This window comes from Serratia sp. PF-27, from assembly GCF_030053255.1.
GTDB lineage: Bacteria > Pseudomonadota > Gammaproteobacteria > Enterobacterales > Enterobacteriaceae > Serratia > Serratia bockelmannii.
In genome coordinates, this window is sequence record NZ_JASGBT010000022.1 from 513,721 (window position 1) to 526,997 (window position 13,277).

A 13,277-nucleotide genomic window follows, 5' to 3' on the forward strand; every position below is an offset into this window, starting at 1 on the left:
ATGCGTAAGTCTTTTGTAGTTATTGTCCTCGCGGTGCTGGTGGTGCTGTACGCTTCGCTGTTCGTGGTGCAGGAAGGCCAGCGCGGCATCGTGCTGCGCTTCGGCAAGGTTCTGCGCGACGGCGAAAACAAGCCGCTGGTGTATGCGCCGGGTCTGCACCTCAAGATCCCGTTCATTGAGACCGTGAAGAACCTGGATGCGCGTATTCAGACCATGGACAACCAGGCCGATCGCTTCGTGACCAGCGAGAAGAAAGACCTGATCGTCGATTCCTATCTGAAGTGGCGCATCAGCGACTTCAGCCGCTACTATCTGGCGACCGGCGGCGGCGACGTCTCCCAGGCCGAAGTGCTGCTGAAACGCAAGTTCAGCGACCGTCTGCGTTCCGAAATCGGCCGCCTGGACGTGAAAGACATCGTGACCGACTCGCGCGGCAAGCTGATGTCTGACGTGCGTGACGCGCTGAACACCGGCACCGTGGGTGACGGCGAAGAAGTGGCGACCACCGAAGCCGATGACGCTATCGCCTCTGCGGCGGCGCGCGTTGAACGGGAAACCACCGGCAAACAGCCGCAGGTTAACCCGAACAGCATGGCGGCGTTGGGCATCGAGGTGATCGACGTGCGTATCAAGCAGATCAACCTGCCGGCCGAAGTGTCCGACGCCATCTACCAGCGTATGCGCGCCGAGCGTGAAGCGGTAGCCCGTCGTCTGCGCTCGCAGGGCCAGGAAGAAGCTGAGAAACTGCGCGCCAGCGCGGACTACGAAGTGACCCGTACCTTGGCGGAAGCCGAGCGTCAGGCGCGTATCACCCGCGGTGAAGGCGATGCCGAAGCGGCTAAACTGTTCGCCAACGCGTTCAGCCAGGATCCGGACTTCTATGCCTTTATCCGCAGCCTGCGTGCCTATGAGGCCAGCTTCAAGGACAACCAGGACGTGCTGGTACTGAGCCCGGACAGCGATTTCTTCCGCTACATGAAGTCGCCTGATACCCTGCGCAAATAAGCGCGGCAGGCAATCTGACCGAGGGCCCGTTTACGCGGGCCCTTTCTCGTTTTTGGGGGATGCATGAACTCAACGATTTGGCTGGCGCTCGGGCTGGTCCTGGTGCTGGAAGGGTTAGGGCCGATGCTGTTTCCGCAGGCCTGGCGCAAAATGATTGTGGCGATGTCGCAGCTGCCGGACGCGACGCTGCGGCGATTTGGTGGTGGAATAGTGGTTGCGGGCTGCGTGATCTACTACATGTTGAGCGGCCGCACGGGTCTTTAAAGTCTAGCCCAAAATTTATGCAATCGTATGCTAAAAGTGCTGAAAATCGAAAATTACGGTGGTAGAATCCATTTTTAAGCAATCGGTGATTTTGAAAAATGGGTAAGAACGTCGTCGTACTGGGCACCCAATGGGGTGACGAAGGTAAAGGCAAGGTTGTAGACCTGCTGACTGAACGGGCTCAATATGTTGTGCGCTACCAAGGTGGCCATAACGCTGGCCACACTCTGGTAATCAACGGTGAAAAAACCGTCCTTCATTTAATTCCTTCAGGTATTCTGCGTGAAAACGTCACCAGCATCATCGGCAACGGTGTTGTTCTGGCGCCGGACGCGTTGATGAAAGAAATGGGTGAACTCGAAGCGCGTGGCATCCCGGTACGCGAACGTCTGTTACTCTCTGAAGCTTGCCCGCTGATCCTGCCTTACCACGTTGCGTTGGACAACGCGCGTGAGAAAGCGCGCGGCGCGAAAGCGATCGGCACCACCGGTCGCGGCATTGGCCCGGCTTACGAAGATAAAGTGGCTCGTCGCGGCCTGCGCGTCAGCGACCTGTTCAATAAAGAAACCTTCGCCGTTAAGCTGAAAGAGATCGTCGATTACCACAACTTCCAGCTGGTCAACTACTACAAAGTTGAAGCCGTCGATTATCAGGCGACGCTGGACTACGTACTGTCTATCGCCGACATCCTGACCGCCATGGTGGTTGACGTTTCCGAACTGCTGGACGGCGCACGCAAGCGTGGCGACCTGATCATGTTCGAAGGCGCTCAGGGCACCCTGCTGGATATCGACCACGGTACTTATCCGTACGTGACCTCTTCCAACACCACTGCCGGCGGCGTGGCTACCGGTTCCGGCATCGGCCCACGTTATGTGGACTACGTGCTGGGCATCGTGAAAGCCTACTCCACTCGCGTGGGTGCAGGCCCGTTCCCAACCGAACTGTTCGATGAAACCGGCGAGTACCTGTGCAAGCAGGGTAACGAGTTCGGCGCCACTACCGGCCGTCGTCGTCGTACCGGCTGGTTGGACGCGGTAGCGGTGCGTCGTGCCGTGCAGATCAACTCCCTGTCCGGCTTCTGCCTGACCAAACTGGACGTCCTGGACGGCCTGAAAGAAGTGAAGATCTGCGTGGGCTACCGCATGCCGGACGGCCGCGAAGTGGACACCACTCCGCTGGCGGCTGAAGGTTGGGAAGGCATCGAGCCTATCTACGAAATCATGCCGGGCTGGAGCGAAACGACCTTTGGCGTGAAAGAGCACAGCAAGTTGCCTCAGGCTGCGCTGAACTACATCAAGCGCATCGAAGAAGTGACCGGCGTACCGGTAGACATCATCTCTACTGGCCCGGACCGCAGCGAAACCATGATCCTGCGCGACCCGTTCGACGCATAATCAGGCTTTGCGGCATTAAACAAACCGGGCGCGTCCCGGTTTGTTTTTATCCTGACTCCCTCCGATTGCGGTTTCACGTCAAAAAATCCTTTCATAAACTCGCCTTAGGGCGCGGGATCCGCTAAATAATTAGCGACGAACTCTCCGGCTGGTTTATTATCCAATGAGTAATCTTTTGAATAGCGCCGAAAAGCGGCGTATCAGACGGGTAAAGTGATACCCAGAGGTAAGATGTGCAGTTAACAAGTTTTACTGATTATGGCCTGCGGGCGTTGATCTACATGGCCTCGTTGCCGCAGGACAAGATGACCAACATCTCGGAAGTGACTGAGGTTTATGGCGTGTCCCGCAACCATATGGTGAAGATCATCAATCAGTTGAGCCGGGTCGGTTTTGTCACGGCGGTGCGCGGCAAGCATGGCGGCATTCGTTTGGGTAAACCGGCCGAGAGCATTCGCCTCGGTGACGTCGTGCGGGCGCTGGAGCCGCTTGCGCTGGTTAACTGCAGCAGTGATTTTTGCCACATCACCCCTGCCTGCCGATTGAAGCAGGTGCTCCAACAGGGCGTACAGAATTTCCTTGAAGAGCTGGATAAGCATACGTTGGCCGACATGGTCGAAGACAATCCGCCGCTCTACAAGCTATTGCTTGTCGAATAAAACGACGTTGAGAAGACAAGGCTCAACGTCATCCTGCTGATGACAACGGAGGAACCGCAATGTCACAAGATCCATTCCTGGAACGAGAAGCAGAAAAATACGAATCCCCTATCCCCAGCCGTGAATATATCCTGGCCCATTTGGCGAAACGAGAAACGCCGGCCAGTCGCGAAGAACTGGGCAACGAATTGGGCCTCAGCGGTGAAGAGCAGCTGGAAGCGCTGCGTCGCCGCCTGCGCGCCATGGAGCGCGATGGCCAGTTAGTGTTTACCCGCCGCCAGTGCTATGCGCTGCCGGAGCGTTTGGATCTGCTGCGCGGCACGGTGATCGGCCACCGCGACGGCTACGGCTTCCTGCGCGTTGAAGGCAGCAAAGACGATCTGTACCTGTCTGCCGAACAGATGAAAATGGCGATCCACGGTGATGTGGTGCTGGCGCAGGCGCTGGGTGCGGACCGTAAAGGGCGCCGCGAAGCGCGCATCGTGCGCGTGCTGGTGCCGAAAACCAGCCAGATTGTCGGCCGCTTCTTCATGGACGCCGGTACCGGCTTCGTGGTGCCGGACGACAGCCGTCTGAGCTTCGATATTCTGATCCCAGCCGACAGCGTCAGCGGCGCGCGCATGGGCTTTATGGTGGTGGTGGAGCTGACTCAGCGCCCGACCCGCCGTACTAAGGCGGTCGGCAAGATCGTCGAGATCCTCGGCGACAAAATGGGCACCAGCATGGCGGTGGACATCGCGCTGCGCACCCATGAGATCCCGCATACCTGGCCGCCGCAGGTGGAAAAGCAGGTGGCCGATCTCAGCGAGCAGGTGCCGGAAGCGGCCAAGAAGGGCCGCGTCGATCTGCGCAAACTGCCGTTGGTCACCATCGACGGTGAAGACGCGCGCGACTTCGACGACGCCGTGTACTGCGAGAAAAAACGCGGCGGCGGCTGGCGCCTGTGGGTCGCGATAGCCGACGTCAGCTACTATGTGCGTCCACGCACCGCGCTGGATGACGAAGCGCGCAGCCGTGGCAACTCGGTCTACTTCCCGTCGCAGGTGATCCCGATGCTGCCGGAAGTGCTGTCCAACGGACTGTGCTCCCTGAACCCACAGGTCGATCGCCTGTGCATGGTATGCGAGATGACCATCTCTGCCCAGGGGCGCCTGTCCACGGCCAAATTCTACGAGGCGGTGATGAGCTCGCACGCCCGCCTGACCTATAACAAGGTGTGGCACATTCTGCAGGGCGATCAGGAGCTGCGCGAGCATTACCACCCGCTGGTCAAGCACCTGGAAGAGCTGCACGCGATGTATAAGGTGCTGGATAAGGCGCGCGCCGAGCGCGGCGGCATCGCGTTTGAAACCGAAGAAGCCAAGTTCATCTTCAACGCCGAACGCCGCATCGAGCGCGTGGAGCCGACGGTGCGCAACGACGCCCACAAGCTGATCGAAGAGTGCATGATCATGGCCAACGTGGCGGCCGCGCGCTTTGTCGAGAAACGCAACGAGCCGGCGCTGTACCGCGTGCACGATCGTCCGAGCGATGACCACATCTCCGCGCTGCGCAGCGTGCTGAGCGAGCTGGGGCTGACGCTGGGCGGCGGCAACAAGCCGCAGCCGAAGGACTATGCGGTGCTGATGGATGAAGTGTCCGAGCGCCCTGACCACGAAATGCTGCAAACCATGTTGCTGCGTTCGATGAAGCAGGCGATTTACGATCCGGAAAACCGCGGCCACTTCGGTCTGGCGCTGGCGTCTTACGGCCACTTCACCTCGCCTATCCGTCGTTATCCGGATCTGGCGCTGCACCGCGCGATCAAATACCAGCTGGCCAAAGAACACGGCGAGCCGAAAGAGCGCTGGACGCCGACCGGCGGCTGGCACAGCGAATTCGAAGAGATGCTGCAGCTGGGCGAGCACTGTTCGATGACCGAGCGCCGTGCGGATGAAGCGACGCGCAACGTCGCCGACTGGCTGAAGTGCGACTTCATGCAGGATCACGTCGGTGAAGTGTTCAGCGGCATCATCTCCAGCGTGACCGGCTTCGGCTTCTTCGTGCGCCTGAACGATCTGTTCATCGACGGGCTGGTGCACGTATCAACGCTGGATAATGATTACTATCGCTACGATAATATCGGCCAGCGCCTGATCGGCGAGTCTTCCGGCACGGTCTATCGCCTGGGGGATACGGTGGAGATCCGCGTGGATGCGGTGCATATGGACGAGCGCAAGATCGACTTCGCGCTGGTGTCCAGCACCCGCAAAGCACGCGGTGAAGGCAAAACCGAGCGCGATCGCGCCAAGAAGGGCGGCCAACGCACGCTGCGCGACAGTGGCAATGCGGGGCGCGGCAAACGCCGCGGCGGCAAACCGCCGGCCAACTTCGAGCCGGACAGCGCCTTCCGTAAGCAGGATGACGCCAAGCCCGCGGACAACGTGAAGAAGGCGAAAAAGAAAGCCAAGAAAGCGTCCGACAAAACGCGGAAAATCGCGGCGGCGACCAAAGCCAAACGCACAGCCAAGAAGAAAGGTGCCGAGCAGGCTTAACCTGCCGCACATCGTTATCATCGGCCGGTTATCGCCGGCCGCACGAATTTAAAAGAGCATCATGAGCGAAATTATTTACGGCATCCACGCCGTCAAAGCCCTGTTAGAGCGCGATCCGCAACGCTTCCTGGAAGTGTTTATCCTGAAAGGCCGCGAAGATCGCCGTCTGCAACCGCTGATCGCCGAGCTGGAAGCGACCGGCATCGTGATCCAGGTGGCGAACCGCCAATGGCTGGATGACAAGGTTGAAGGCGCGGTGCACCAGGGGATCATCGCCCGGGTGCGCGAAGGGCGTCAGTATCAGGAGAACGATCTGCCGGGCCTGCTGGAAAGCGTGGCGACCCCGTTCCTGCTGGTGCTGGACGGCGTGACCGACCCGCACAATCTCGGTGCCTGCCTGCGCAGCGCCGACGCAGCCGGCGTGCACGCGGTGATCGTGCCGCGCGACCGTTCCGCCCAGCTGAACGCCACCGCCAAGAAAGTGGCCTGTGGTGCCGCCGAAAACGTGCCGTTGATCCGCGTGACCAACCTGGCACGTACGCTGCGTCTGCTGCAAGAGATGAATGTCTGGGTGGTGGGCACCGCCGGCGAAGCCGACCATACGCTGTATCAGAGCAAAATGACCGGCCCGATGGCGCTGGTGATGGGCGCGGAAGGCGAAGGCATGCGTCGCCTGACTCGCGAACACTGCGACGAGCTGATCAGCATCCCGATGGCCGGCACCGTCTCTTCGCTGAACGTGTCGGTCGCCACCGGCATCTGCCTGTTCGAAGCGGTGCGTCAGCGCGGCTGATTCTTCTGACGGGGGCCCCGTGCCCCCGTTAATTCCCCCTCTTGTGATCCCGCCTGCGGCAGAAATCTCTGCGCCGACCATACTTATCCCTGACGCTTTTTTCAGGGAGCACTCTCATGGTCTGGACTACGCACACCGTTTTTAACCAACCCAAGCCGCTGGGCAACAGCAACCTGTTTCTCTCCGATACGCCGCTGCGCGAAGCGTTGCAGCGTGAACAAGGCGGTTGGGACGCCGAGGTATTGGCCTCGCTGGGCCAGCAGCTCGGTACCCAGGAGTCGCTGGAGCTGGGGCGGCTGGCTAACGCCAACCCGCCGGAACTGTTGCGCTACGACGCCACTGGCCAGCGGCTGGACGACGTTCGCTTTCACCCCGCCTGGCATATTCTGATGCAGGGCCTGATCGCCAATCGGGTGCACAACCTGCCCTGGCAGGAGGATGCGCGCATCGGTTCCTTCGTGGCGCGCGCCGCGCGCTTTATGCTGCATGCGCAGGTCGAGGCCGGCACGCTGTGCCCGGTGACCATGACCTTCGGCGCCACGCCGCTGTTGCTGCAGGCGTTACCGGCCGAGTTTCGCTCCTGGCTGACGCCGCTGCTGTCGGACCGTTATGACGCTCACCTGCTGCCGGGCGGGCAAAAGCGCGGCCTGCTGATCGGCATGGGCATGACGGAGAAACAGGGCGGCTCCGATGTCTTGAGCAATACCACCACCGCCACGCCGCTCGGCGCGCGCGGGCCGGGCGAAGCCTACCGGCTGGTGGGGCACAAGTGGTTCTTCTCGGTGCCGCAGAGCGATGCGCACCTGGTGCTGGCGCAGGCCGAAGGCGGGCTGTCCTGCTTCTTCCTGCCGCGCATTTTGCCGGACGGCAGCCGCAACGCCATTCGCCTTGAGCGGTTGAAAGACAAGCTGGGCAACCGCTCCAACGCCAGCAGCGAGGTGGAGTTTCAGGACGCCACGGCCTGGCTGCTGGGCGATGAGGGCGACGGCGTGCGGCATATCCTGAAGATGGGCGGCCTGACTCGTTTCGACTGTTCGCTGGGCAGCCACGGCCTGATGCGCCGCGGGCTGTCGGTGGCGCTGTATCATGCTCTGCAGCGGCAGGCGTTCGGCAAGCTGTTGATAGAACAACCGCTGATGCGCCAGGTCTTGGCGCGCATGGCGCTGCGGCTGGAAGGGCATACCGCGTTGCTGTTCCGGCTGGCTCGTGCCTGGGAAAGCCGCAGCAATGAAGGCGAACTGATCTACAGCCGTCTGCTGACGCCGGCGGCCAAATACAGCATTTGCCGCCAGGGCATGCCGTTCATCGCCGAGGCGATGGAGGTGCTGGGCGGCATCGGTTACTGCGAGGAGAGTGAACTGCCGCGCCTGTACCGTGAAATGCCGGTGAACAGCATCTGGGAGGGCTCTGGCAACATCATGTGTCTGGACGTGTTGCGCAGCCTGCACAAACTGCCGGGCGCGCTCGAGATGTTGCAGTTCGAGCTGCAGCCGGTGCGCGGCCAGAATCGGTTGTTCGAGCGCGCCTGGCGGCAGTGGCAGCAGCGTGCCCGGCAACCGCGTGAAGAGATGGGGCGGCTGCTGACCCAGCAGCTGTTCGACCTGTGCTGCGCCGCGCAGCTGCTGCAGCACGCCAGCCCGCAGATCGCCGACGCCTGGTGTCATCTGACGCTGGATCACCGTGGCGAGAGCCTGCTGTCGGCCGAGGTGTGCGAACTGCTGCTGAGTCGCGCCATCGGCGGTTAGGGAAAAGGGTGGCGCCCGGCGGCGAAAACCTTTTTAATTCAGCCTCACTCTGACAGGAAAATGCACATGGATATTCTCAGCGCGTTGGCGGCGTTTGCCTCTTACTTCTTCAGCGGCTTCGCCATGATTTTGGTGTTTCTGTTCGTCTATACCCGTATCACCCCGCACGATGAATGGGCGCTGATCAAGGCCGATAATCAATCCGCCGCCTTTGCTTTCATCGGCGCCTGCCTGGGGTATGTGATCCCGTTGGCCAGCGCGGCGATCAACTCGATCAGCCTGCTGGATTACCTGCTGTGGGGCGTGGTGGCGCTGGTGGTGCAACTGCTGCTGTTCGCCGCCGTGAAGATCTACATGCCGCGCATCAGCGACAAGATAGAAGCGAATCACCTGGCCGCCGGGATTTTCCTGGGGGGCGTCTCCGTCAGCGGCGGCGTGTTGAATGCGGCTTGCATGAGCTATTAAAGGTATAAGATGGCGGAGGCGCGCCAGCCAAGCGGGTGCGCCTGTTCTTCCATCCGCAGGATGCGGTAATAGCTGGCGCCGTGTTGGTCGGCGGTGCGGGCAATGGCCAGTTCCGCTTCCTGCGGCGAACCGGGCAGATCGTTGAAAGTGATCTCGGCGATTTCACTGAGCGGCGTCACACGATCGGCGGGCGCCAGCTCGGCGGACTGTGCGCCGGTGCTGAGCAATCCCATGGAAAGCAAGAGGGAGGTGAGTGCGGTGGAGCGTTTCATGGCGTTCCCCTTCGTCAGATCCTGAATCGACACCCGCAACATGCGGCATGCTGTCCCTCAGTGTGCAACACCCTTCTTCAGCCAGTGCAAAGCCAGTGTAAATCTGCTTAAAAAATCCCCGCCTTAACGATACAGGATCGCCTGGGAATACCATTGGCCCGGCACGACGGTTTCGCTGTTCATGATGATCACGTAATAACGGGCGCCGGCGGCGGTGGCCTTGCGTTGGATCTCCGCTTCCACGTCCATCGGACTGCCGCGCACCACGGCGGTGATGGTACCGATTTTCACCAGCTCGGCGGTCTGCGCGCGGACGATCTCCTGCGCCTGTGCGGTGGGCGGCGGCGGCGGTTTCGGCGTGGTGGTCATGATGCCGCAGGCGGAAAGCTGTGCGGCCAGCGTCAGGGCGATGAGTGTGCGGACTAGCGTCATGGTGACCTCGAAAGTGCCGGTACGATGGCTTCAGTGTAACGCAATATAAGCTGGAACAGATTGAGCTAACGCTGGCTGGCGCAAGTTTGTCATGATGAATGCCAACAGGTGGGTTGAGGATGAACGGATGATCGAAATTCATGACGAGCGGGTGGGCGATATTGCGGTGATCCATGCCGTTCCCGCCGGGCACTATCACCGGCCCTTGCCGACGGTGTTCTTCTGCCATGGCTATACCTCGTCGAAAGAGGTGTACGCCTACTTCGCCTATGCGCTGGCGCGCGTTGGTTTTCGGGTGGTATTGCCGGATGCCGATCGGCACGGCGAGCGGTTCGACGGCGATGAGGCACGGCGTCTGGCCTCGTTTTGGGCGATCCTGCGCAGCAATATCGACGAACTGCCGCAGATCAAGGCGCATTTCGAGCGGCTCGGCCTGATTGCCGACGGGCGTATCGGCGTCGCCGGCGCCTCTATGGGCGGCATGACCGCGCTGGGCGCCTTCGCGCGCTTCCCGTGGATCCGGGCGGCGGCCAGCCTGATGGGGTCCGGCTATTACCGTTCGCTGGCGCAAACGCTGTATCCGCCGTTGGGTGAAGAGGGCGAGGCGCTCTCGCCGGCGGCGTTTGCGGCGCGCACCGCTGTGTTGGCGGAGTATGAGCTGGAAGGGCGTTTGGAGACGATCGCCGGGCGGCCGCTGCTGCTGTGGCACGGCGAGACGGACGACGTGGTGCCGGCGGCGGACAGCCTGCGTTTGGCGGCTGAACTGCGGCAGCAAGGCGCAGATGGCCGCTTGACGTCGTTCGTCGAGCCGGGCGTGAAGCACCGCATCACGCCGCTGGCGCTGTCCGCTACCACCGATTTCTTCCTCCGCGAGCTGTAATACGCATCCGGGCGCGATGCGTGGAATTGCGCCGCTCTCTGCGGGCTGTTTCGGTCATTGTTTGACGCATGGCGGAGGAGAATGTCAGCGTGAATTCTTTCAGGGCAGCAAGGAGCGGAGAGCATGATAAAGGGTATCAGCAATACGGCCGAGACAGCGCGCGGGCTGGTGGGAACGATGAAAGTGCGCGCCGATCTTAACTCAGCGGCCTTCAGCGAGATGTTGGGGGCAGCCGACGGCAAGGTGCGGCAAAACAAGGCGGATCCGCTGTCGCGCATCACCGCGCAGACGGTGCAAAACATGACGGCGCTGTTTGCCTCCGCGCCGAAAGCGGCGGCCACTCACACCGCGGCGGCCGGTACGCTCTCCTTCGAGCAGCGGGTGACGCTGACGCAAAGCGCCGAGCTGCTGCAAACGCGGACAAACTATCTGCGGATGGCGCTGCAATTGCACAATCCGGGCAAAGCGTTCAGCGCGCCGGCGTTGCTCAAGCTGTGACAGGTGAGAAAGTGGAGCGCCCGACAAGCGGCGCTCCGGCGAAGATTGAGCGGGCTTTCTGATGAAGCCCTGGGGATTTCCCTGGCGTGGCGCGTCTTTTTAGCGGTACAGCTCGGCGCTGACGTGCATCGTGCTGTTGTCGCCCGGTTCGTGCAGGGCGATGATGCGATAAGAGGTCGCGCCGCGTTGATCGGCGATTTTACTGACCTGGCTGCTGGCGTCATCCGGCGAAACCACGTTCTGGTTCAGGGTGACGAAGCCAACGCTCTGGCGTTGATCGGCCTGGTGCGAGCTAATCTCCGTCGCGGCCATCACGTTGGCGGAGAACAGGGCGGCCAGCGCCGTCGCGAGAATAATGCGTTTCATAGTGCCTCTCTTAACCCTTTGCCGTTACGGCCTGACAGCGAGTGTCGCTGCGGCAAAAAGTCATTTATCTGCATTGAATAACCTGAAATCTTTTTCGTCGCGCTGTCTGCGGCGGATATGGTTAATTTTAGTCCGTTACTGCGGATTAAAAAGTGGGGTGTTTTGATGACCTCTTTCAAAAAAAATGAAATAGATTTGTGACTCAGCGCTGATTTCATTGAAAGATTTTTGAAACCCATGGATCGGCGTACATAGGTTCACCCACGAGCAAATCGTGCTATTTCCCATAGCGCCTCGCATTAACGCGAATAAAACCCACGCAGTCCTTGAGTTTCCCGCCCTGCGTCAGTATGATTACGCGTCATTTTTCAGCCGCACACTAAACACGTTCCTTGCTTCCATGGGCCGCGGTTGACCCTGACAGGAGGCTGAATAATCCGTAAGGAGCAATTCGATGCGTCATTACGAAATCGTTTTTATGGTCCATCCTGACCAAAGCGAACAGGTTCCGGGCATGATCGAGCGTTACAGTGCTACCATCACTAACGCGCAAGGTCAGATTCACCGTCTGGAAGACTGGGGCCGCCGTCAGCTGGCTTATCCGATCAACAAACTGCACAAAGCTCACTACGTTCTGCTGAACGTTGAAGCGCCGCAGGAAGCGATCGATGAGCTGGAAACTAACTTCCGCTTCAACGACGCCGTTATCCGCAGCATGGTTATGCGCGTTAAGCACGCGGTAACTGAAGCATCTCCGATGGTTAAAGCGAAAGACGAACGTCGTGGCGATCGCCGCGAAGACTTCGCTAACGAAACCGCAGATGATGCAGATGCTGGGGATTCTGAAGAGTAATTGCCGTCGTGACGGCTAATCGTCTGGTCTTGTCGGGCACTGTGTGCAAGGCGCCGGTTCGAAAAGTGAGTCCTTCCGGGATACCGCACTGCCAATTTGTGCTAGAGCACCGTTCGCAGCAGATGGAAGCCGGATTCAGCAGACAAGCATGGTGCCGAATGCCCGTGGTTGTCAGCGGACAACAGTCACAAGCACTAACTCAAAGATTAACGGTCGGCAGTCAGATTACCGTGCAAGGCTTTGTAAGCTGCCATCAAGGGCGCAACGGGCTGAGCAAATTGGTTCTGCATGCCGAGCAGATTGAATTGATAGATTCTGGAGACTAGCCAAATGGCACGTTATTTCCGTCGTCGCAAGTTCTGCCGTTTCACCGCGGAAGGCGTTCAAGAGATTGACTATAAAGACATCGCTACGCTGAAAAACTACATCACCGAAAGTGGTAAAATTGTACCGAGCCGTATCACCGGTACTCGTGCAAAATATCAGCGCCAGCTGGCCCGTGCTATCAAGCGCGCGCGCTACCTGTCTTTGTTGCCGTACACTGATCGTCATCAGTAATCGGCCACTGTCCATTAACGACTTTGAGAGGATAAGGTAATGCAAGTTATTCTGCTTGATAAAGTAGCAAACCTGGGCAGCCTGGGTGATCAAGTTAACGTTAAAGCGGGCTACGCTCGTAACTTCCTGGTACCACAGGGCAAAGCTGTTCCTGCTACCAAGAAAAACGTTGAGTTCTTCGAAGCACGCCGTGCTGAACTGGAAGCCAAACTGGCTGACGTTCTGGCTGCTGCTGAAGCTCGCGCAACCAAGATCAACGAACTGGGTTCAGTGACCATCGCTTCCAAATCTGGCGACGAAGGTAAACTGTTCGGCTCTATCGGCACCCGCGACATCGCTGACGCAGTGACTGCGGCAGGCGTTGAAGTTGCCAAGAGCGAAGTTCGTCTGCCGAACGGCGTTCTGCGTACCACTGGTGAGCACGAAGTGCACTTCCAGGTACACAGCGACGTGTTCGCACAGCTGAATGTAGTTGTGGTTGCAGAAGCGTAATTTACGCTGCTGTTAACCCGGTTAAAACGCCAGCCTCGCGCTGGCGTTTTGCTTTTCTGCGCCC

Annotated in this window: 17 protein-coding genes; 14 read left to right on the top strand and 3 right to left on the bottom strand. The window is 59.8% G+C overall.

The annotated features are described in order from the left end of the window. The 8 genes from hflC to QMZ29_RS21855 all read left to right on the top strand — a co-directional run bounded on the left by hflC (position 1) and on the right by QMZ29_RS21855 (position 8,862). On the top strand, positions 1-1,005 hold the full coding sequence (hflC, locus tag QMZ29_RS21820) for a protease modulator HflC (protein ID WP_004933669.1): 1,005 nt from the start codon (positions 1-3) through the stop codon (positions 1,003-1,005). 63 nt (positions 1,006-1,068) lie between these two features. Continuing rightward, complete coding sequence (locus tag QMZ29_RS21825; RefSeq protein ID WP_004933666.1) at positions 1,069-1,269, top strand: DUF2065 domain-containing protein; 201 nt, start codon at positions 1,069-1,071, stop codon at positions 1,267-1,269. 98 nt (positions 1,270-1,367) lie between these two features. After that, positions 1,368-2,666, top strand: coding sequence for an adenylosuccinate synthase (locus tag QMZ29_RS21830; protein ID WP_025305022.1), 1,299 nt, complete (start codon positions 1,368-1,370; stop codon positions 2,664-2,666). 233 nt (positions 2,667-2,899) lie between these two features. Then, a complete protein-coding gene (gene nsrR / locus QMZ29_RS21835) occupies positions 2,900-3,325 on the top strand; it encodes a nitric oxide-sensing transcriptional repressor NsrR (RefSeq protein WP_025305023.1) in 426 nt (141 codons plus the stop codon). A 59-nt stretch (positions 3,326-3,384) separates the two neighbouring features. Then, positions 3,385-5,859, top strand: coding sequence for a ribonuclease R (rnr, locus tag QMZ29_RS21840; RefSeq protein WP_282981122.1), 2,475 nt, complete (start codon positions 3,385-3,387; stop codon positions 5,857-5,859). A gap of 61 nt (positions 5,860-5,920) precedes the next feature. Further along, a complete protein-coding gene (gene rlmB, locus QMZ29_RS21845; RefSeq protein WP_025305025.1) occupies positions 5,921-6,652 on the top strand; it encodes a 23S rRNA (guanosine(2251)-2'-O)-methyltransferase RlmB in 732 nt (243 codons plus the stop codon). A gap of 116 nt (positions 6,653-6,768) precedes the next feature. Further along, positions 6,769-8,397 (top strand): isovaleryl-CoA dehydrogenase, encoded by a 1,629-nt coding sequence (locus tag QMZ29_RS21850; protein ID WP_261425387.1) that lies wholly within the window; start codon positions 6,769-6,771, stop codon positions 8,395-8,397. Positions 8,398-8,463: 66 nt separating this feature from the next. Then, positions 8,464-8,862, top strand: a complete 399-nt coding sequence (locus QMZ29_RS21855) for a DUF350 domain-containing protein (RefSeq protein WP_015376394.1) — start codon at positions 8,464-8,466, stop codon at positions 8,860-8,862. Here QMZ29_RS21855 and QMZ29_RS21860 read toward each other — a convergent pair. Together QMZ29_RS21860 and bsmA are read right to left on the bottom strand one after the other, a co-directional pair. Then, a complete protein-coding gene (locus QMZ29_RS21860; RefSeq protein WP_025305027.1) occupies positions 8,859-9,134 on the bottom strand; it encodes a YdgH/BhsA/McbA family protein in 276 nt (91 codons plus the stop codon). The genes QMZ29_RS21855 and QMZ29_RS21860 overlap by 4 nt on opposite strands. Before the next feature lie 123 nt (positions 9,135-9,257). Further along, positions 9,258-9,566 (bottom strand): biofilm peroxide resistance protein BsmA, encoded by a 309-nt coding sequence (bsmA, locus tag QMZ29_RS21865; protein WP_164068210.1) that lies wholly within the window; start codon positions 9,564-9,566, stop codon positions 9,258-9,260. 127 nt (positions 9,567-9,693) lie between these two features. Between bsmA and yjfP the strand changes: the two genes are divergently transcribed. Both yjfP and QMZ29_RS21875 read left to right on the top strand, forming a co-directional pair. Continuing rightward, positions 9,694-10,446, top strand: a complete 753-nt coding sequence (gene yjfP / locus QMZ29_RS21870; RefSeq protein WP_261425383.1) for an esterase — start codon at positions 9,694-9,696, stop codon at positions 10,444-10,446. Between the two features lie 123 nt (positions 10,447-10,569). Next, positions 10,570-10,944, top strand: a complete 375-nt coding sequence (locus QMZ29_RS21875) for a hypothetical protein (protein WP_197769220.1) — start codon at positions 10,570-10,572, stop codon at positions 10,942-10,944. A gap of 99 nt (positions 10,945-11,043) precedes the next feature. Here QMZ29_RS21875 and QMZ29_RS21880 read toward each other — a convergent pair whose 3' ends face one another. After that, the gene (locus QMZ29_RS21880; RefSeq protein ID WP_043139300.1) at positions 11,044-11,310 is read right to left on the bottom strand and encodes a YdgH/BhsA/McbA family protein; all 267 of its coding nucleotides are present in this window, start codon (positions 11,308-11,310) and stop codon (positions 11,044-11,046) included. A 454-nt stretch (positions 11,311-11,764) separates the two neighbouring features. Between QMZ29_RS21880 and rpsF the strand changes: the two genes are divergently transcribed. From rpsF to rplI, 4 genes are read left to right on the top strand one after another with little or no spacing between them, the layout of a single operon-like run. After that, complete coding sequence (rpsF, locus tag QMZ29_RS21885) at positions 11,765-12,163, top strand: 30S ribosomal protein S6 (RefSeq protein WP_004933634.1); 399 nt, start codon at positions 11,765-11,767, stop codon at positions 12,161-12,163. A gap of 8 nt (positions 12,164-12,171) precedes the next feature. Further along, positions 12,172-12,489, top strand: a complete 318-nt coding sequence (gene priB, locus QMZ29_RS21890; protein ID WP_049233092.1) for a primosomal replication protein N — start codon at positions 12,172-12,174, stop codon at positions 12,487-12,489. Positions 12,490-12,493: 4 nt separating this feature from the next. Continuing rightward, positions 12,494-12,721: a 30S ribosomal protein S18 gene (rpsR, locus tag QMZ29_RS21895; protein WP_000135199.1), complete on the top strand. Its 228-nt coding sequence runs from the start codon at positions 12,494-12,496 to the stop codon at positions 12,719-12,721. Positions 12,722-12,760: 39 nt separating this feature from the next. After that, on the top strand, positions 12,761-13,213 hold the full coding sequence (gene rplI / locus QMZ29_RS21900; RefSeq protein WP_004933629.1) for a 50S ribosomal protein L9: 453 nt from the start codon (positions 12,761-12,763) through the stop codon (positions 13,211-13,213). Positions 13,214-13,277: the final 64 nt, after the last annotated feature.